The organism is Citrobacter sp. 50677481, from assembly GCF_001463265.1.
GTDB classification, from domain to species: Bacteria; Pseudomonadota; Gammaproteobacteria; order Enterobacterales; family Enterobacteriaceae; genus Citrobacter_A; species Citrobacter_A sedlakii.
Window position 1 is genome coordinate 453230 of sequence record NZ_LNHZ01000061.1, and the last position, 18933, is coordinate 472162.

At 54.6% G+C, this 18933-nt stretch carries 19 protein-coding genes; 14 read left to right on the forward strand and 5 right to left on the reverse strand.

Annotated features, from left to right (window positions below; genetic code table 11):
* The first annotated feature begins 93 nt into the window (after window positions 1-93).
* Both holC and APU02_RS18715 read left to right on the forward strand, forming a co-directional pair.
* Window positions 94-537 (forward strand): DNA polymerase III subunit chi, encoded by a 444-nt coding sequence (gene holC / locus APU02_RS18710; RefSeq protein WP_042289386.1) that lies wholly within the window; start codon window positions 94-96, stop codon window positions 535-537.
* On the forward strand, window positions 537-3398 hold the full coding sequence (locus tag APU02_RS18715; protein WP_060570897.1) for a valine--tRNA ligase: 2862 nt from the start codon (window positions 537-539) through the stop codon (window positions 3396-3398). Before holC ends, APU02_RS18715 begins: the two co-directional genes overlap by 1 nt.
* 87 nt (window positions 3399-3485) lie before the next feature.
* Here APU02_RS18715 and APU02_RS18720 read toward each other — a convergent pair whose 3' ends face one another.
* A complete protein-coding gene (locus APU02_RS18720; RefSeq protein ID WP_060570898.1) occupies window positions 3486-4685 on the reverse strand; it encodes a DUF898 family protein in 1200 nt (399 codons plus the stop codon).
* Window positions 4686-4871: 186 nt separating this feature from the next.
* Here APU02_RS18720 and APU02_RS18725 point away from each other — a divergent pair, with 186 nt between their 5' ends.
* Complete coding sequence (locus APU02_RS18725) at window positions 4872-5372, forward strand: GNAT family N-acetyltransferase (protein WP_042289390.1); 501 nt, start codon at window positions 4872-4874, stop codon at window positions 5370-5372.
* A gap of 6 nt (window positions 5373-5378) precedes the next feature.
* Here the strand turns inward: APU02_RS18725 and APU02_RS18730 are convergent, their stop codons facing one another.
* The 3 genes from APU02_RS18730 to rraB all read right to left on the reverse strand — a co-directional run bounded on the left by APU02_RS18730 (window position 5379) and on the right by rraB (window position 7555).
* Entirely contained in the window at window positions 5379-6209 is an 831-nt protein-coding gene (locus APU02_RS18730) for a hypothetical protein (protein ID WP_060570899.1), read from the reverse strand.
* Window positions 6210-6310: 101 nt separating this feature from the next.
* Complete coding sequence (gene miaE / locus APU02_RS18735) at window positions 6311-7123, reverse strand: tRNA isopentenyl-2-thiomethyl-A-37 hydroxylase MiaE (protein WP_192841986.1); 813 nt, start codon at window positions 7121-7123, stop codon at window positions 6311-6313.
* A gap of 12 nt (window positions 7124-7135) precedes the next feature.
* Window positions 7136-7555, reverse strand: a complete 420-nt coding sequence (gene rraB, locus APU02_RS18740) for a ribonuclease E inhibitor RraB (protein ID WP_060570901.1) — start codon at window positions 7553-7555, stop codon at window positions 7136-7138.
* A 163-nt stretch (window positions 7556-7718) separates the two neighbouring features.
* Here rraB and argF (APU02_RS18745) point away from each other — a divergent pair, with 163 nt between their 5' ends.
* Window positions 7719-8723 (forward strand): ornithine carbamoyltransferase, encoded by a 1005-nt coding sequence (gene argF / locus APU02_RS18745; RefSeq protein WP_042289398.1) that lies wholly within the window; start codon window positions 7719-7721, stop codon window positions 8721-8723.
* Between the two features lie 47 nt (window positions 8724-8770).
* Here argF (APU02_RS18745) and APU02_RS18750 read toward each other — a convergent pair whose 3' ends face one another.
* Window positions 8771-9223, reverse strand: coding sequence for a YhcH/YjgK/YiaL family protein (locus APU02_RS18750; RefSeq protein ID WP_042289403.1), 453 nt, complete (start codon window positions 9221-9223; stop codon window positions 8771-8773).
* Window positions 9224-9900: 677 nt separating this feature from the next.
* On the opposite strand from APU02_RS18750, the gene arcA reads away from it, so the two are divergent.
* From arcA to gbpA, 10 genes are all read left to right on the forward strand, one after another.
* Window positions 9901-11121 carry an arginine deiminase gene (arcA, locus tag APU02_RS18755; protein WP_060570902.1) on the forward strand — a complete coding sequence of 407 codons (1221 nt, stop codon included), beginning with the start codon at window positions 9901-9903 and terminating at the stop codon, window positions 11119-11121.
* A gap of 10 nt (window positions 11122-11131) precedes the next feature.
* The gene (gene arcC, locus APU02_RS18760; protein WP_060570903.1) at window positions 11132-12058 is read left to right on the forward strand and encodes a carbamate kinase; all 927 of its coding nucleotides are present in this window, start codon (window positions 11132-11134) and stop codon (window positions 12056-12058) included.
* 123 nt (window positions 12059-12181) lie between these two features.
* Window positions 12182-13186: an ornithine carbamoyltransferase gene (gene argF, locus APU02_RS18765; protein ID WP_042289411.1), complete on the forward strand. Its 1005-nt coding sequence runs from the start codon at window positions 12182-12184 to the stop codon at window positions 13184-13186.
* A gap of 58 nt (window positions 13187-13244) precedes the next feature.
* Window positions 13245-14648: a YfcC family protein gene (locus tag APU02_RS18770; protein WP_060570904.1), complete on the forward strand. Its 1404-nt coding sequence runs from the start codon at window positions 13245-13247 to the stop codon at window positions 14646-14648.
* 29 nt (window positions 14649-14677) lie between these two features.
* Window positions 14678-15157, forward strand: coding sequence for an arginine repressor (locus APU02_RS18775; protein WP_042289416.1), 480 nt, complete (start codon window positions 14678-14680; stop codon window positions 15155-15157).
* 99 nt (window positions 15158-15256) lie between these two features.
* Window positions 15257-15358, forward strand: a complete 102-nt coding sequence (gene pyrL / locus APU02_RS18780) for a pyr operon leader peptide (protein WP_042321688.1) — start codon at window positions 15257-15259, stop codon at window positions 15356-15358.
* Between the two features lie 35 nt (window positions 15359-15393).
* Window positions 15394-16329: an aspartate carbamoyltransferase gene (gene pyrB, locus APU02_RS18785; protein WP_042289420.1), complete on the forward strand. Its 936-nt coding sequence runs from the start codon at window positions 15394-15396 to the stop codon at window positions 16327-16329.
* Window positions 16330-16342: 13 nt separating this feature from the next.
* Window positions 16343-16804 carry an aspartate carbamoyltransferase regulatory subunit gene (gene pyrI, locus APU02_RS18790; protein WP_012907399.1) on the forward strand — a complete coding sequence of 154 codons (462 nt, stop codon included), beginning with the start codon at window positions 16343-16345 and terminating at the stop codon, window positions 16802-16804.
* A 75-nt stretch (window positions 16805-16879) separates the two neighbouring features.
* A complete protein-coding gene (gene ridA / locus APU02_RS18795) occupies window positions 16880-17266 on the forward strand; it encodes a 2-iminobutanoate/2-iminopropanoate deaminase (RefSeq protein ID WP_000047541.1) in 387 nt (128 codons plus the stop codon).
* Between the two features lie 168 nt (window positions 17267-17434).
* Window positions 17435-18886 (forward strand): N-acetylglucosamine-binding protein GbpA, encoded by a 1452-nt coding sequence (gene gbpA, locus APU02_RS18800; protein ID WP_042289422.1) that lies wholly within the window; start codon window positions 17435-17437, stop codon window positions 18884-18886.
* Window positions 18887-18933 lie beyond the last annotated feature (47 nt).

The following is an 18933-nucleotide window of genomic DNA, read 5'->3' on the forward strand; positions in this document are numbered from 1 at the left end:
AGCTACCGGGGCGACGTAGAAATGCTGATTGCAGGCCGGATAAGCATCGCGCCATCCGGCTTTGCATATAAATCCACAACAAGAAGCCCCTATATGAGAAACGCAACGTTCTACCTTCTCGACAACGACAACACCGTAGACGGCCTCAGCGCCGTCGAACAGTTGGTGTGTGACATTGCCGCAGAACGTTGGCGCAGCGGCAAGCGCGTACTGATCGCCTGCGAAAACGAAAAGCAGGCGCTGCGTCTGGATGAAGCCCTATGGGCAAGACCTGCGGAAAGCTTTGTTCCGCACAATCTGGCCGGGGAAGGCCCGCGCGGTGGCGCGCCGGTCGAAATCGCCTGGCCGGAGAAGCGCAACAGCAGCCCACGCGATCTTCTCATCAGCCTGCGCGTCGGCTTTGCAGATTTTGCCACCGCTTTCACAGAAGTGATAGACTTCGTTCCTCACGAAGATTCTCTGAAACAATCCGCACGCGAGCGCTACAAAGCCTACCGCGTGGCGGGTTTTAACCTGAATACGGCAACCTGGAAATAATGGAAAAGACATACAACCCGCAAGATATCGAACAGCCGCTTTACGAGCACTGGGAAAAGCAGGGCTATTTCAAACCCAATGGCGATGAAAGCCAGGAGAGTTTCTGCATCATGATCCCGCCGCCGAACGTCACCGGCAGTTTGCATATGGGTCATGCTTTCCAGCAAACCATCATGGACACCATGATTCGCTACCAGCGTATGCAGGGCAAAAACACCTTGTGGCAGGTCGGCACCGACCACGCCGGTATCGCAACCCAGATGGTGGTTGAGCGTAAAATTGCCGCAGAAGAAGGGAAAACCCGTCACGACTACGGCCGTGACGCCTTCATTGATAAAATCTGGCAGTGGAAGGCGGAATCCGGCGGCACGATCACTCGCCAGATGCGCCGTCTCGGCAACTCCGTAGACTGGGAGCGCGAACGCTTCACCATGGACGAAGGTCTTTCCAATGCCGTGAAAGAAGTGTTCGTCCGTCTGTACAAAGAAGACCTGATCTACCGCGGCAAACGCCTGGTGAACTGGGACCCGAAGCTGCGCACCGCGATCTCTGACCTCGAAGTGGAAAACCGCGAGTCGAAAGGCTCCATGTGGCATATCCGCTATCCGCTGGCCGACGGCGCCAAAACCGCCGACGGTAAAGATTATCTGGTGGTCGCAACCACCCGTCCGGAAACGCTGCTGGGCGATACCGGCGTGGCCGTGAACCCGGAAGATCCGCGTTATAAGGATCTGATTGGCAAGTTCGTGGTGCTGCCGCTGGTGAACCGACGTATTCCGATTGTCGGCGACGAACACGCCGACATGGAAAAAGGCACCGGCTGCGTGAAGATCACCCCGGCACACGACTTTAACGACTACGAAGTGGGCCGTCGTCACGCTCTGCCGATGATCAACATTCTGACTTTCGACGGTGACATCCGTGAAAGCGCGGAAGTGTACGACACCAAAGGCAACGAGTCTGACGTTTACTCAAGCGATATCCCGGCTGAGTTCCAGAAGCTGGAACGCTTCGCCGCACGTAAAGCGGTGGTTGCCGCTGTAGACGCGCTGGGCCTGCTGGAAGAAATTAAACCGCACGATCTTACCGTGCCGTACGGCGATCGCGGCGGCGTGGTTATCGAACCGATGCTGACCGACCAGTGGTACGTCCGCGCCGACGTGCTGGCCAAACCGGCGGTAGAAGCGGTTGAAAACGGCGATATTCAGTTTGTGCCGAAGCAGTATGAAAACATGTACTTCTCCTGGATGCGCGATATTCAGGACTGGTGTATTTCCCGCCAGCTGTGGTGGGGTCACCGCATCCCGGCGTGGTACGACAACGAAGGCAACGTTTATGTCGGCCGCAGCGAAGACGACGTGCGTCAGGAAAATAACCTGTCCGCCGACGTTGCGCTGCGTCAGGACGACGACGTCCTGGATACCTGGTTCTCTTCCGCGCTGTGGACCTTCTCCACCCTCGGCTGGCCGGAAAACACCGACGCGCTGCGTCAGTTCCACCCAACCAGCGTGATGGTATCCGGCTTCGACATCATCTTCTTCTGGATCGCCCGCATGATCATGATGACCATGCACTTCATCAAAGATGAAAACGGCAAGCCGCAGGTGCCGTTTAAGACCGTCTACATGACGGGGCTTATCCGCGACGACGAAGGCCAGAAGATGTCCAAGTCCAAGGGTAACGTGATCGATCCGCTGGATATGGTGGACGGCATCTCCCTGCCGGAACTGCTGGAGAAACGTACCGGCAATATGATGCAGCCGCAGTTGGCAGAGAAGATCGCCAAACGCACCGAGAAGCAGTTCCCGGACGGCATTGAACCGCACGGCACCGACGCCCTGCGCTTCACCCTGGCGGCGCTGGCGTCAACCGGTCGCGACATCAACTGGGATATGAAGCGTCTGGAAGGCTACCGTAACTTCTGTAACAAGCTGTGGAACGCCAGCCGCTTTGTCCTGATGAATACCGAAGATCAGGACTGCGGTTTCAACGGCGGTGAAATGACGCTGTCGCTGGCAGACCGTTGGATCCTCGCGGAATTCAACCGGACCGTAAAAGCGTACCGTGAAGCGCTGGACAGCTTCCGCTTCGACATTGCCGCAGGCATTCTGTATGAATTCACCTGGAACCAGTTCTGTGACTGGTATCTTGAGCTGACCAAGCCGGTAATGAACGGCGGTACAGAAGCAGAACTGCGCGGCACCCGCCATACGCTGGTGACCGTACTGGAAGGTCTGCTGCGCCTGGCGCATCCGATCATTCCGTTCATCACGGAAACCATCTGGCAGCGCGTGAAGGTGATTTGCGGCATTAACGCAGACACTATCATGCTCCAGCCGTTCCCGGCTTATGACGCCTCTCAGGTTGACGAAGCGGCGCTGGCGGATACCGAATGGCTGAAGCAGGCGATCGTGGCTGTACGTAATATCCGTGCGGAAATGAACATCGCGCCGGGCAAACCGCTGGCGCTGCTGCTGCTGCTGCGCGGTTGTAGCGAAGATGCCGTTCGTCGCGTGAACGACAACCGTAGCTTCCTGCAAACGCTGGCGCGTCTGGAAAGCATCACCGTACTGCCTGTGGATGATAAAGGTCCGGTTTCCGTGACCAAGATTATCGACGGCGCCGAGCTGCTGATCCCAATGGCGGGCCTGATCGACAAAGAGGCCGAACTGGCGCGTCTGGCGAAGGAAGTGGCGAAGGTGGAAGCCGAAATTGGCCGTATTGAAGGCAAACTGGCCAACGAAGGCTTTGTGGCGCGCGCACCGGAAGCGGTGATCGCCAAAGAACGTGAGAAGCTGGAAGGCTACGCCGAAGCGAAAGCCAAGCTGATTGAGCAGCAGGCGGTGATTGCCGCACTGTAAGCAGACAGCCGGACAACGAGGCAGAATGTCTTGTCCGGCTCACAAGATTAAAGCCGGAGAAGCGGTCACGCCATCCGGCTTTTTTTTTTACATAAAATAGAGCGTCGGCATCACGCCGCGGGACAGGCGCGACACCAGGCCGTTATCTAGCCGCTCATCGCTGTCGGTCAGCGCCAGCGTATCCAGATCGCCCACCACGCAGGTGTTCTCCGCCAGCCATTTAATCACCCACACGCGCAGCAGCGGATAGGCCAGCCCGCCGGTAATCCCTGAAATCAGATACAGACCGCCCAACCGGTACACCATCCCATGCCAGCTCAGCGTAGAGCGAAAACGGATATGTCCGTCGGCAAGTTGCAGGTTATTGAGGAAATGGTTACGAAACGCGACGATGAGATAGCTGGTCGATACCGCAAAGCCCAGATAATAAATAATCTGCATCATCATAATCTGTCGTTGGTATTCGATAAGAATTAGCGTCTCTATCTCGTCTTCCGACATCCCCGTCACGTCCAGTTCTGCGGCGGATTTGATCAACGCAACGGCCATAAAACCGATCACCGTGAGAAACGGAATTAACGCCGCCATTGCCAGAATCGCCGACTTAATGCAGTGCCGGAGGTTAACCTGTGCCGAAAAACGGTGGATGCCAAAACTGCCTCCCTCACCCACCATTGTCATCAGGCGACTGTAGAGAAAGCCGCTGATCGTGCCCATTCCCGCCAGCGATATCAGACCCAGCGCAATCGCCGAAAAAATAATTTCGCCCAAACTTTCGCGCGGACAAACCCGGTACAGGCAATAAACCACCACGACCAGTGCCAATATCAACAATACCGGCAGAAACAGCAGATTCCACATCGCCTTCAGAGAAGAAAATCGAAAGCCAAAGCGAATGCCGTTCAGCGAGGTCATCATCGCCTGACATTGCAGATTTTTCATCATCAGTATGGGAAGCGATAAGATCAACAGCGCCAGAATCATCGCGCCAACCGCAACGTACTCCATGCTAATAAATCCGACACCTGCGATATATATCACCACCAACATCAGCCAGCTCAGGAATATATCGCCACCTTTCATGTTCCAGCTAAAAGGTTGGCCGTTTAGCGTCATGTTGGCATAAATATAGCGGCGGCATTTCATTAGCGCCCAGGGCAAATAAATACCCAGCGTAATTAAAACCAGCAATGAATTGACAAGACAAATAAGAAAATAGCTACCGCCATCGCCGCGAAAATGAAAACGATGAGACGGAGGCTCACTCTTTATAAGATTTTCCTGCATATTAGATCCCTGAAAAATTGTTCCTTAAAAATGCACATAATTAGCAGGCAATAGTTTACCTGTAAAAGAATAATACCTTATTCATGTTTTGATTTACATAATTCCTCCGCGCGATAAGGCGCTTGCATCACTTAGCGGAGGGTGCTATTAGTGCGGATTATTTGCGTAATTTATCCGGATTGTACAATGAATGCTGTCGACTCTTCCCCCACCTTACGTCGCCTGACGGCTAACGATAATCAGGCGATTGCCGCCGTTATCCGCCAGGTTTCCGCCGAATATGGCCTTACTGCTGACAAAGGCTACACCGTTGCCGATCCGAATCTGGATGCGTTATATCAGCTGTATTGCCAGCCGGGTCACGCCTACTGGGTGGTGGAGTGTCAGGGTGAAGTGGTGGGCGGCGGCGGGATTGCGCCGTTGACCTGTAGCGAACCGGACATTTGCGAGCTGCAAAAAATGTACTTTCTGCCGACCATTCGAGGGAAGGGGCTCGCTAAGAAACTGGCGCTGATGGCGCTGGACCACGCCCGTGAGCAGGGATTCAAACGCTGTTATCTCGAGACCACGGCTTTTCTGCGCGAAGCCATCGGCCTGTACGAACATCTAGGGTTTGAGCATATCAGCGAGCCGCTGGGCTGTACCGGGCACGTCGACTGCGAAGTGCGGATGCTCAAACCCCTGTAAGCGCCGCTACTGCATTTCAGGGGATACCGAAAGTCGAATGACGCCAGCGGCGTTGGCTGCTGGCAACGCCAGAACTTCCGTCCACATGTCCTGCACCAGATTGCAGGCAATTTTCTCTTTGCCTATCCCTTTCTGCGGTTCCGCCATAATTTGCAAATCATCGCCATAGCGTTGCGCCAGCGTCGGCACCACGTTGCGCAGGTCCTGCAACGCCTGTTGCTTTTCGGCATCCGTCACCGTGTGTTTATTCAGCCCATAGGCTGCGCGCATCATCGCCACGTCACTGTCCATCCGGCGTTTGATGATCTCGGGTGAAATCATCCGCATCGGATTAATACCGCCCTTCACCGCCGGAAAGAGGAAACGAAAACACGCGTCATCCCCCTTTTTCTGCACAGCGGCAATCTGCTCCAGATTGATTTTCATGTAGTTAATGACATTATCATCCGGCGCGTTTTGCAGGCGCGCCATCTGGATCTGCAATATCTGCGGTTGCACAGTATCAATTAATTGCTGCTCAGATTTTCCTTCTTTACGCATCTGAACAGCCTGATCGCGGATACGATTCCAGAGTTCAGGCTCCTGCTCTTTCAAAACCTGCATGGTCGGCAGCGTGGTCATCGCCTCATTAAACTGCTGTTCTTCGCTCTGCCCCGTCGCCGCTTTTTCGCGTGGGATCAGATAGTGAACGTCGAATAAATTCCACGCCATGATCGCCACAATAAAAATTACCGCGCCGGAGACTTTCCCGACCCACCCCTTTTTACGAAACAGGCCAATGACGATAGCGAGAATCGCGCCAACGTAGCCTGCGAGTATGACATGTGTCCAGTTCATCGGTATTCCTTGCCTGCGCGTGAGGGATCCGCGCGTAAAAGAGAGCCATTTTTCACGTCTTTCGTTGTGATGTCACCTTACGCCAGACAGAACTACCGAAATTAAGAGGCGACGGGAACACCGCTATGGAAGCGAAACACGCTGTCCGGCGAAGCGATCAACGCCGCTTCCACTTCTCCGAAATAGCGCACGCGGGGCGAAATGTCCTCTTGTGACACCTGTTGCGCCAGCGCCAGATAGTCCTGATAGTGCCGCGCTTCGGAACGCAAAAGCGAAAGATAGAACGTCTGCAGAGCGTCATCCAGGTACGGAGCCAGCGCAGCGAAACGTTCGCAGGAGCGCGCCTCAATGTAAGCGCCGCAAATGAGCTTATCGATAAGCGTAAGCGGTTCATGCGTGCGCACTTCTTTCAGCATCCCTTTGGCGTAACGGCTGGCGGTGATTTTCACATAGGGAATATTGCGCGCCTGCATCGCTTCCCGCACCTGCCAGAAATGATGCAGCTCTTCTTTTATCAGCAGTACCATGCTGTCGATCAACCGCTGTCCCCACGGATCGTCGGTTTTCGGCATCACGCTTTTACCAATGTGTTTATTCAGCGCGACGAAATCCGGTTCCGGCCCGTCACGGAAGGCAAACGCTTCATAAGGCTGAAGCCAGGCGAGCAGCGCTTGCGCCCCCTGTTTATCCGCGACGTACTTACGCACCAGCAGCATCGCCGTTTGCGCTGCTTTCAGCTCGCAGAGCAGATGGTCGGTCAGTAACAGAGGAAGATGTTGCGGGAGGCGCGCCTGGTCAATCCACGCCTGAGGCGTTGGGCAGTGCAGGAAGCGCAGAATCGGAGCGAGTATTTGCGGGTAATCCATGTGTAACCTGTCAAAACAGTGCGGCAACCAGCGTTGCCGCACGTTCAGCGCATTGTGCGATTAGTGACGCACGCCGTCGTCATCTTCATCGACGAAATCGTCGTCGCCTTCACCTTCTTCGCCGTTCGGATCTTCAAAGTAGGTGCCCCAGCCGTCGTATTCAACATCATATTTTTCCGCCAGGGTCATCAGTTGTTCAACCTGCGCATCAATCAGTTCGGCATTCAGCGCGCATTCACTGAGGATATCGCAGCAGATCACCGTGTCGCCTTCTTCCACTTCCAGTTCTTCCGGCTCAGTCACTTCATAGCCGAGTTTAAACGCTTCTACCGCCGCTTTTTCCAGGGTTTCGAAGTCGTCTGCGGAAAGGTGATGCTCGATGGTGTACAGCGCGTCCGGGTCGCTGCCATCTTCCAGTAATTCTTCAATAATCAGGCGCGTCTCTTCACGCTGTTCTTCCAGTAGTTCCGGGTTTGCCATAGCTCGTTCCTCATAATGTCCTGCCGATACTCTTATTGTCACACACCGCCGTCATTGCCTCCACCTTTCCAGGAAAGATTTGTTAAACGGGGTTGCAATTGCATAATCATCCATATAAATTGAATTTTAATTCAATAAGTGGCTTATGCCTCAGGAGGGATCTATGTCAGGTTTTTATCAGAAGCATTTTTTGAAGTTACTCGATTTCACCTCTGCTGAACTTACCGCGCTGCTGCAACTCGCAGCCTCCCTGAAAGCTGCCAGGAAAAACGGCACAGAAGAACAGAAACTGACGGGCAAAAATATCGCGCTCATCTTCGAAAAAGACTCGACCCGTACGCGATGCTCTTTCGAAGTTGCCGCATATGACCAGGGCGCGCGCGTGACCTATCTCGGCCCCAGCGGCAGTCAAATTGGCCACAAAGAGTCGATGAAAGACACCGCCCGCGTGCTCGGGCGAATGTATGACGGCATTCAGTACCGCGGCTACGGCCAGGAACTGGTCGAAACGCTGGCGGCCTACGCTGGCGTTCCGGTGTGGAATGGCCTGACTGATGAATTTCACCCGACCCAATTGCTGGCTGACCTGTTGACCATGCAGGAGCATCTGCCGGGCAAAGCGTTTAACGAAATGACGCTGGCGTATGCGGGCGATGCGCGCAACAACATGGGCAACTCGATGCTTGAAGCCGCCGCCTTAACCGGGCTGGATCTGCGTCTGGTCGCGCCTGAGTCCTGCTGGCCGGAGGCTGCGCTGGTGGCAGAATGCCAGGCGATGGCGAAGAAAAACGGCGGGAATATCACTCTTACCGCAGACGTAGCCGCAGGCGTCAAGGGCGCGGACTTTATCTATACCGACGTCTGGGTATCGATGGGCGAACCAAAAGAAAAGTGGGCAGAGCGTATCTCGCTGTTGCGCGGCTATCAGGTCAACAGCCAGATGATGGCGCTTACGGGCAATCCGCAGGTGAAGTTTCTGCACTGCCTGCCCGCGTTCCACGACGACCAGACCACGCTGGGCAAGAAAATGGCCGCAGAGTACGGGCTGCATGGCGGCATGGAAGTGACCGACGAGGTGTTTGAGTCTCCGGCCAGCATTGTGTTCGATCAGGCCGAAAACCGGATGCACACCATCAAAGCGGTAATGGTCGCGACGTTATCGCAATAATCCGTTGCCGGAGGCCGGGCGCGCAATCGCCGCCCGGCCCTGGCGTATTACGCTACCAGCAGCTTAACCACCGCTTTACGCACCTGCGCCGGTGCGCCGACGGCGCACAGCGGCTTGTGGACTTCTCCCGGATAAAAGACGACAAAGTCGCCTTCATTGAGGATCACTGTCTTTTCCTGCTCACCTTCCGGTAAGAAGGCGATATCTTTTTCCGCCAGCCAGTCCGTTTCCGGCGTTCCGGCTGGCAACGTGCTGAAGGTCATCCCTTCCTGCCCTTTTAAAACGATCTGGATGTCCAGATAGCGCGCATGATACTCCGCCCGACGCTTTTCAAACGGCTCGGTCATGTCTTCCGAAATCAAGTAAAACAGTCGGTTACCGTCAATATCGTGCTTACCCTTTTCTGTTGTTTCAGAGACATGGGCTTTTATGTGCTCAATGGCTTCGCGCAACTCCTGAGGAAGCCAGGATTGCAGATGGTGAATATTGCCGACGATCATCTCATACCTCACAATTAAAACAGCGTTTCATTTTAAATTGTTATACGAGAATTTTTAGCGGAGCACCACCCCCGTCTGACGAAGTTTTGCGTCAGCGCATGTTTATCGGCGGACTTGTTGATGGACTGTTAACAGCTAATTGTAATTTATGCGCTTTTTCTGCATAACTGGTAAACCAGCGTTTCCTTAACGCTGCCTAACCTGCTGTTATTAAATTCTTTACAGGAAAAATCAGCAGCCGATCACACTTCATTTTCCCTGCATTAACGAGCAACATTCTCATAATTATCGCATGATTTAATTTTGGTCCTAAATAATATAATTAGCATTACGCATACTTATGCAGTAAATTGTTAGCAACCCTTACAAATCAATCGGTTAGCGGAGATAATTTATATATCGCCCCCAACAAATAATTAACACTGCCGCATAAGCCGCCGCATAATTGCGTAGTAATTCATTTTAGATCTTATTATTTTTGTTATTTCTCAGACCCCCGTCATATATTAATTAAGAAAATACACATATCCCACCTGATGTGAATCCCATCACACAATCCCTCTGAAATTAATTTAATGATGCTTTACGAAAATTATCTGCACTGTCCTGACTGCGAATAACCTGATTATTTGCAGCCACCACCTTTTTATTCCTGAAACAGAGTGGAAGGTATCGTAATGGAAAAACATTATGTCGGTTCTGAAATCGGTCAACTGCGCAGCGTAATGCTGCATCGCCCAAATCTCAGCCTGAAACGCCTCACGCCATCTAACTGTCAGGCGCTGTTATTTGATGACGTGCTGTCGGTTGAACGTGCGGGTGAGGAGCATGACATTTTTGCCAACACCCTGCGTCAACAGGGCATCGAAGTGTTGTTACTGACTGATTTATTAACACAAACCCTGGATATCGCTGACGCCAGACGCTGGCTACTGGAGACGCAAATTTCCGATTACCGACTCGGCCCAACCTTTGCCGCCGACATTCGCGCGTGGCTGGCGGATATGCCGCACCGGGAACTGGCGCGGCATTTAAGCGGCGGACTCACGTACGGTGAAATTCCGGCATCCATTAAAAATATCGTGGTGGATACTCACGATATTAATGACTTTATTATGAAGCCATTACCTAACCACTTATTTACTCGCGACACTTCATGCTGGATATATAACGGCGTTTCGATTAATCCGATGGCGAAACCCGCCCGTCAGCGTGAAACCAATAATTTGCGTGCGATATATCGCTGGCATCCACAATTTGCCGACGGCGAATTTATTAAATATTTCGGCGACGAAAACATTAATTACGACCACGCGACGCTTGAAGGCGGAGATGTACTGGTGATTGGACGCGGCGCGGTATTAATCGGCATGTCCGAACGCACCACGCCGCAGGGCATTGAATTTCTGGCTCAGGCGCTGTTTACCCATCGTCAGGCCGAACGGGTGATTGCCGTTGAGCTGCCTAAACACCGCTCCTGTATGCATCTCGACACGGTGATGACCCATATCGATATCGACACGTTTTCCGTGTACCCGGAAGTGGTGCGTCAGGACGTCAAGTGCTGGACCCTGACCCCGGACGGGCGCGGCGGGCTGAAGCGTACCGAGGAGCGCACGCTGGTAAACGCCATTGAAAAAGCGCTCGGCATCGATCAGGTCCGCTTAATCACCACCGGCGGCGACGCTTTTGAGGCCGAGCGCGAACAGTGGAACGACGCCAATAACGTCCTCACCCTGCGCCCCGGCGTTGTGGTGGGCTACGAGCGCAATATCTGGACCAACGAGAAATACGACAAAGCGGGGATCACCGTACTGCCTATCCCCGGCGACGAACTGGGACGCGGGCGCGGCGGCGCACGCTGCATGAGCTGCCCACTGGAACGCGACGGCATTTAAGGAATCGACCATGACACAGAAACCGACTCTGGTTGTCGCGCTGGGCGGCAACGCGCTGCTTAAGCGCGGCGAACCGCTGGAAGCGGATATTCAGCGCAAAAACATCGAACTGGCGGCCAGCACCATCGCGCAGCTCACCCGGCAGTGGCGGGTGGTGCTGGTGCATGGCAACGGCCCGCAGGTTGGTCTGCTGGCGTTACAGAACAGCGCCTATGACCGCGTTACCCCCTATCCTCTCGACATCCTCGGCGCCGAGAGCCAGGGGATGATCGGCTACATGCTGCAACAGGCGCTGAAAAATCAGTTACCACAGCGGGAAATCAGCGTCCTGCTGACCCAGGTGGAAGTGGACGAGCACGATCCGGCGTTTCGCAACCCGACTAAATACATCGGTCCGGTGTATGACGCGGCGCAGGCTGATGCGCTGGAGGCGGAAAAAGGCTGGGTATTCAAAGCCGACGGCAACGCGTTCCGCCGCGTGGTGCCTTCACCACAGCCCAGACGCATTGTGGAAAGCGATGCGATTCAGGCGCTGATTGCCCGCGATCATCTGGTGATCTGCAACGGCGGCGGCGGCGTGCCGGTCATTGAAAAAGTGGACGGTTACCACGGCATTGAAGCGGTGATCGACAAAGATCTCTCCGCCGCCCTGCTCGCCAGCCAGATCTGCGCCGACGCGCTGCTGATCCTGACCGACGCCGACGCCGTGTATCTCGACTGGGGTAAACCCACGCAGCGTCCGCTGGCGCAGGTGACTCCGGAATTGCTTAGCGAGATGCAGTTTGACGCGGGGTCGATGGGGCCGAAAGTCACCGCCTGCGCAGAGTTTGTCAGCCGCTGCCATGGCATTGCCGGGATTGGTTCGCTGACCGATGGCCCGGCGATCCTCGCTGGCGATAAAGGCACGTTAATCCGACGCGAAGCTGCCGACGCGTAATCCCTTTTATTTCATTCATCTCTTTGTCGACCGGATAACGCAACGCCGTCATCCGGCAACGAAACGCTGACATCGTCTGACGGCGCGGCGCTTGTCAGGCCTACACGATTTAAGGACAGATACATGGCTATTTCACTGAAAAAACGTAACTTTCTGAAACTTCTCGACTTTACTCCGGCGGAAATTCAGTCGCTGATCGATCTGGCAATCGAACTGAAAGCGGCCAAAAAAGCCGGGCGTGAGGTGCAAAAACTGAGCGGTAAAAACATCGCGCTGATTTTTGAAAAAACCTCCACCCGCACCCGCTGTGCCTTTGAGGTTGCAGCCTTCGACCAGGGCGCGCAGGTGACCTATCTCGGTCCGAGCGGATCGCAAATTGGTCATAAAGAGTCGATGAAAGACACCGCCCGGGTACTGGGACGGATGTATGACGGCATTGAATATCGCGGCTTCGGTCAGCAAATCGTCGAGGAGTTAGGGCAATACGCCGGTGTACCGGTATGGAACGGCCTGACCGACGCGTTTCATCCCACACAGATCCTCGCGGATCTGATGACCATGCTGGAGCATGCGCCAGGAAAAACGCTGCCGGAACTGCGCTTTGCCTATCTGGGCGATGCGCGCAACAACATGGGCAATTCGCTGATGGTCGGCGCGGCGAAAATGGGTATGGACATCCGGCTGGTGGCGCCGAAATCATTCTGGCCCGACGAGGCGCTGGTCGCCGAATGCCGCGCTATCGCCAGCACCACCGGCGCGCGCATCACCCTGACAGAGGATGTGGAAGCAGGCGTCTATGACGTCGATTTCCTCTATACCGACGTCTGGGTGTCAATGGGCGAACCAAAAGAAGCGTGGGCGGAACGCGTCAGTCTGATGACCCCTTACCAGGTGAATCAGCAGGTGATTAACGCGACCGGCAACCCAAACGTCAAGTTCATGCACTGCCTGCCCGCCTTTCATAACGAGCACACCAAAGTAGGACGCGAAATCGAAGCGGCTTACGGTCTGAAGGGGCTGGAAGTGACCGACGAGGTGTTTGAGTCCGACCACGCCATCGTGTTCGACGAAGCGGAAAACCGCATGCACACCATCAAAGCGGTGATGGTAGCGACCCTCGGCGACTAACCCTTGCGGGCAGCGGTCGCTACGACGGCGGCTGCCCGTGATATCCGGAGAGAAAATCATGGGTAAATTCAAGTTTCCCACCGCGTACACCATCCTGTTTATTCTTATCGCGCTGGTCGCCGTCATGACCTGGATTGTCCCGGCGGGCAAATACCAGATGGCGATGAACGCCACGCTTGGCAAAGAGGTTCCGGTGGCGGGAACCTATGCTCCCACCGAGGCGCATCCGCAGGGCATTACCGCTGTGCTGCTGGCGCCCATTGACGGTTTGTACAATCACGAAACCTACACCGCAGGCGCAATTGACGTGGCGCTGTTTGTTCTGATCATCGGCGGCTTCCTCGGCGTGGTGAACAAAACCGGCGCTATCGACGCGGGCATTGAGCGGGTGACGGTCAGACTTAACGGCAAAGAGGAATGGATGATCCCCATCCTGATGGCGCTGTTTGCCGCGGGAGGCACGATTTACGGGATGGCGGAAGAGTCGCTCCCTTTCTACACGCTACTGGTACCGGTGATGATGGCGGCGCGTTTTGATCCGCTGGTTGCCGCCGCCACCGTGTTGCTCGGCGCAGGCATCGGCACGTTGGGCTCGACCATTAACCCGTTCGCCACGGTCATTGCCGCCAATGCCGCCGGGATCCCGTTCACCCAGGGAATGCTGCTGCGCGTCATTCTGCTGCTCGTCGGCTATCTCATCTGCGTGGTCTGGGTTATGCGTTACGCGCGTAAGGTACGCAGCAACCCTGAACTGTCGATCGTGGCGGATAAAATGGCGGAAAACCGCGCCCACTTCCTCGGCAACCGTTCCGATACCCTGCTGGCCTTCACCGCCACCCGCAAATGGATTCTGCTGATCTTCGCCGCCTCTTTCGCCATTATGATCTACGGCGTGGCGGTGCGCGGCTGGTGGATGGCCGAAATCTCTGGCGTCTTTCTGGCGGCGGCGATCGTGGTGGGCGTAATCGCCCGCATGGGAGAAGAAGCGTTTACCAGCACCTTTATCGACGGCGCGCGCGATCTGCTCGGCGTGGCGTTGATTATCGGCATCGCGCGCGGCATTGTGGTCGTCATGGATAGCGGCATGATTACTCATACCATTTTGCACAGCGCCGAGAATCTGGTCTCCGGTCTATCCACCACGATTTTCATCAACGTCACCTACTGGCTGGAAGTTCTGCTCTCCTTCCTGGTCCCTTCATCATCCGGACTGGCGGTACTGACGATGCCGATCATGGCTCCGCTGGCCGATTTTGCCCATGTGCAGCGGGATCTGGTTGTTACGGCGTACCAGTCGGCGTCGGGGATCGTCAACCTGATCACCCCGACCTCGGCAGTGGTGATGGGCGGCCTGGCGATCGCCCGCGTTCCCTACGTGCGGTATCTGAAATGGGTGGCGCCGCTGTTGCTGATCCTGACGGTGCTCAACATGGCCGTACTGAGCGTGGGCGCCATGCTGTAGCGTTCGAATAATAAAGATAAGGTGCATTTATGAAGGATTACGATGATTACTCCGCCAAAGAGCAGCAGCAACTGGCGGTCTGTCAGCGCCTGATTACCGAAAAAAGTTACCTGTCGCAGGAGGAGATACGCCGCGACCTGCAGGACCACGGGTTTGAAAGCATCAGTCAGTCGACGGTGTCGCGCCTGCTGAAAATGCTTGGCGTCATAAAAATACGAAATACAAAGGGTCAAAAAATTTATTCCGTGAATCCGCAACTGCGCCCTGCGCCGGATGCCGCCCGTTCGATTGCTGAAATGGTGGTCAGCGTGGAGCACAACAGCGAATTTATCCTTATCCATACCGTTGCCGGATATGGCCGCGCGGTCGCCAGAATCCTCGATTACCACGCCCTGCCGGAGATCCTCGGGGTTATCGCTGGCAGCAGTATTGTCTGGGTGGCCCCCCGGGTCGTGCAGCGCACCGGCCTTGTCCACAAGCAGATTAATTACTTACTCAAAATGAATTAGTATTCATTAAAACCGTTTGCTTTGAATAAAATGAGCATTTTTTTGCTTGATCCGTAAACGGAGCTGAGTATAATCGCGGACAATTTGCCGGGAGGAAGCATGGTTCAGTGTGTACGACATTCTGTCTTACCGCGTCTGAAAACAGACGCTGGCCTGCCGTTTTTCTTTCCGTTGCTCACCTATTCACAGCCCCTCAAATGAGGGGCTTTTTTTTGCCCAGGCGTCAGGAGATAAACATGGCTAATCCGTTGTATCAAAAACACATCATTTCCATAAACGACCTCAGCCGCGATGACCTCAATCTGGTGCTGGCGACGGCAGCAAAATTAAAAGCGAATCCACAGCCGGAGCTGCTAAAGCATAAGGTCATCGCCAGCTGTTTCTTCGAGGCTTCCACGCGTACCCGCCTGTCGTTTGAAACGTCGATGCACCGCCTGGGCGCAAGTGTGGTGGGCTTTTCCGACAGCGCGAACACGTCGCTGGGTAAGAAAGGCGAGACGCTGGCAGACACCATTTCGGTGATCAGCACCTATGTGGACGCTATCGTGATGCGCCATCCGCAGGAAGGCGCCGCGCGTCTGGCGACCGAGTTTTCCGGCCAGGTGCCGGTCCTGAACGCTGGCGACGGTTCAAACCAACATCCGACCCAAACGCTGCTGGATCTGTTTACCATCCAGGAAACCCAGGGTCGTCTGGATAACCTACACGTCGCGATGGTCGGCGACCTGAAATATGGCCGTACCGTCCACTCGCTGACCCAGGCGCTGGCGAAGTTCGACGGCAACCGTTTCTACTTTATCGCCCCGGACGCGCTGGCGATGCCGCAGTACATTCTCGATATGCTCGACGAAAAGGGTATCGCCTGGAGCCTGCACGCCTCGATTGAGGAAGTCATGGCGGAGGTGGACATTCTGTACATGACCCGCGTACAGAAAGAGCGTCTCGACCCGTCGGAATACGCCAACGTGAAAGCGCAGTTTGTTCTGCGCGCCAGCGATCTGGCGGGCGCGCGTGAAAACATGAAGGTGCTGCATCCGCTGCCGCGCATTGATGAAATCGCCACCGACGTCGATAAAACCCCGCACGCCTGGTACTTCCAGCAGGCGGGTAACGGTATTTTTGCCCGCCAGGCGTTACTGGCATTGGTTCTGACCCGCGATCTGGCACTGTAAGGGAGAATAAACGATGACACACGACAATAAATTACAGGTTGAAGCGATCAAATGCGGCACCGTGATCGATCATATTCCCGCCCAGGTAGGCTTTAAGCTGCTGACCCTGTTCAAGCTGACCGAAACCGACCAGCGCATCACCATCGGCCTCAACCTCCCTTCCGGCGAAATGGGCCGCAAAGATCTGATCAAAATTGAGAACACCTTCCTGACCGCTGAGCAGGTTAACCAGCTGTCACTGTATGCGCCGCAGGCCACCGTGAACCGGATCGACAATTACGAGGTAGTAGGAAAATCGCGTCCAAGCCTGCCGGATCGCATTGAAAGCGTTCTGGTTTGCCCGAACAGCAACTGCATCAGCCATGCGGAGCCGGTTTCCTCCAGCTTTGCAGTGAAAAAGCGCGCGGATGACATTGCGCTCAAATGCAAATACTGCGAAAAAGAGTTTTCTCATTATGTGGTGCTGGCCAACTAATTGGAGTTGGTTATAAATTCCCGGCTCCTTATAATTGTCGGGAACTTTCTTTTACCGCTGTATTCAGGAGAAATCATGAGCAAAACTATCGCGACGGAAAATGCACCTGCGGCTATCGGTCCTTATGTTCAGGGCGTAGATCTGGGCAGCATGATCATCACTTCCGGTCAGATCCCGGTTGATCCAAAAACCGGCAGCGTACCGGAAGACGTGTCCGCTCAGGCGCGTCAGTCGCTGGAAAACGTTAAAGCCATCGTCGAAGCGGCTGGCCTGAAAGTGGGCGATATCGTGAAAACCACCGTGTTTGTCAAAGATCTGAACGACTTCGCGACCGTGAACGCCACCTACGAAGCGTTCTTCACCGAGCACAACGCCACCTTCCCGGCGCGCTCCTGCGTGGAAGTGGCGCGTCTGCCGAAAGACGTAAAAATCGAAATCGAAGCGATTGCCGTTCGTCGCTAACTATTCCGGTTATCTTTTTTTAAGGCAGCACACGCTGCCTTATGTTTTTAAAAATAAAATAGGTTTTTATTTTGACCTTTTTTATCCTCGCTATTTCATGACATCACCGTCGGTCCATTAATACACTTCCTGCCGCACTCGTTGTTTTAATACACTAATGGACTAATAATGAAACTTTCCAAAATCGCGCTGGCGGTAGCAACATTGACCGTTGCTTCTTCAGCGTTAGCACACGGTTATATTGAATCCCCTGCCAGCCGCGCATATATGTGCAAGCTGGGGCAAAACGTCGATTGTGGTTCCGTTCAATACGAACCGCAGAGCGTAGAAAAAACCTCCGGCTTCCCGACTGGCGCGATGCCGCCAGACGGACAGCTCGCCAGCGCCGGTATTTCTCAGTATTCTCAACTGGATCGCCAGAGCCTGAACGCCTGGACCAAAAGCCCAATGACAGCAGGTCCACACCAGTTTGTATGGCACCATACTGCGCCGCATAAAACCACGAACTGGCGTTATTACATCACCAAACAAAACTGGGATCCAAATAAGCCGCTGACCCGCGATCAATTTGATTTAACGCCGTTCTGTACCATTAATGGAAATGGCCAGGCGCCGGCGGTCACGCAGTCAATGAACTGTAATGTTCCTGAACGTACCGGTTATCAGGTTATTTACGGCGTGTGGGAAATTGCAGATACGACAAATAGCTTCTATCAGGCCATTGACGTGGATTTCGGTAACAGCGGCAACGTGACTCCGGATGAAACCCCGGGCGTGGTTTCCGAATGGAGCAAAACCCTCAGCGGTCAGATTGCCGGTAATAACCTGAACGCAGGCGATAAAGTCATTGCCCGCTTCTTTGACGCCAATGGTGAAGTAACCTCAATGCGCACTGAAATGACCATTGCCTCCGCTGCTCAGGGCGATGCGAACCAGTGGGCCTTCGATATGGCGCAATTGATCAATAGCACCCACAGCGATGTGCGCGTAGGCGTGAAAGACGAAGGGGGTGAGATTGGCCCGGTACATGGCGCGAATAGCGTGTTCGTAAGAGAAGGCAGCGCGCTGCAGTCTGTCGCCATCTCTTATGAAGAGCAAAAAGCGCAAGTGAACGAAACCATCGCCGTTACCGATCTGCAGTACAGCAAGATTGCGCACGGCAATGCCACCGTGACTTTCCACGTGAATACGCACGGCGATGTGAATTTTGAAGCCCACGTGATGAATCATCACGGCGCGGAAAAAGGCTATCTGAAGCAGGACATGAACAACGCCAACCAGGACGTCACCATGACCCTGACTGACGTGACTGCTGGTCACCATATGCTGAAATACTATGCGACCAACAAAGACGGCACGCTGTTTGCTCAGGACGTGTTGAACCTGATGCTGGAAAGCGACGCGGCGACCGACAACGCCGGTCACCACGACTTTACCTTCCCGGACAGTATCGCGTCTTACAAAGCCGGTACCGTGGTGCTGCAACCGAAAGACGGTAAGACCTACGAATGTAAGCCTTTCCCGTACAGCGGCTACTGCGTCCAGTACGCTCCAGGCGCTAACCAGTTTGAGCCAGGCGTTGGCGCACACTGGAAAGAAGCGTGGGTGCTGAAGCACTAAGCCGACTGCCGGACGGGGTCATGCTCGTCCGGCTTTTTACCGCAGAC

Coding starts and splice junctions, on each gene's coding strand:
- argF (WP_042289398.1), top strand. CDS start 7,719: ATGTCAGGTTTTTATCAGAAGCATTTTTTGAAGTTACTCGATTTCACC.
- APU02_RS18730 (WP_060570899.1), bottom strand. CDS start 6,209: ATGAACTGGACACATGTCATACTCGCAGGCTACGTTGGCGCGATTCTC.
- rraB (WP_060570901.1), bottom strand. CDS start 7,555: ATGGCAAACCCGGAACTACTGGAAGAACAGCGTGAAGAGACGCGCCTG.
- APU02_RS18725 (WP_042289390.1), top strand. CDS start 4,872: ATGAATGCTGTCGACTCTTCCCCCACCTTACGTCGCCTGACGGCTAAC.
- pyrL (WP_042321688.1), top strand. CDS start 15,257: ATGGTTCAGTGTGTACGACATTCTGTCTTACCGCGTCTGAAAACAGAC.
- pyrI (WP_012907399.1), top strand. CDS start 16,343: ATGACACACGACAATAAATTACAGGTTGAAGCGATCAAATGCGGCACC.
- APU02_RS18715 (WP_060570897.1), top strand. CDS start 537: ATGGAAAAGACATACAACCCGCAAGATATCGAACAGCCGCTTTACGAG.
- holC (WP_042289386.1), top strand. CDS start 94: ATGAGAAACGCAACGTTCTACCTTCTCGACAACGACAACACCGTAGAC.
- pyrB (WP_042289420.1), top strand. CDS start 15,394: ATGGCTAATCCGTTGTATCAAAAACACATCATTTCCATAAACGACCTC.
- ridA (WP_000047541.1), top strand. CDS start 16,880: ATGAGCAAAACTATCGCGACGGAAAATGCACCTGCGGCTATCGGTCCT.
- arcA (WP_060570902.1), top strand. CDS start 9,901: ATGGAAAAACATTATGTCGGTTCTGAAATCGGTCAACTGCGCAGCGTA.
- argF (WP_042289411.1), top strand. CDS start 12,182: ATGGCTATTTCACTGAAAAAACGTAACTTTCTGAAACTTCTCGACTTT.
- APU02_RS18750 (WP_042289403.1), bottom strand. CDS start 9,223: ATGATCGTCGGCAATATTCACCATCTGCAATCCTGGCTTCCTCAGGAG.
- arcC (WP_060570903.1), top strand. CDS start 11,132: ATGACACAGAAACCGACTCTGGTTGTCGCGCTGGGCGGCAACGCGCTG.
- APU02_RS18770 (WP_060570904.1), top strand. CDS start 13,245: ATGGGTAAATTCAAGTTTCCCACCGCGTACACCATCCTGTTTATTCTT.
- gbpA (WP_042289422.1), top strand. CDS start 17,435: ATGAAACTTTCCAAAATCGCGCTGGCGGTAGCAACATTGACCGTTGCT.
- APU02_RS18720 (WP_060570898.1), bottom strand. CDS start 4,685: ATGCAGGAAAATCTTATAAAGAGTGAGCCTCCGTCTCATCGTTTTCAT.
- APU02_RS18775 (WP_042289416.1), top strand. CDS start 14,678: ATGAAGGATTACGATGATTACTCCGCCAAAGAGCAGCAGCAACTGGCG.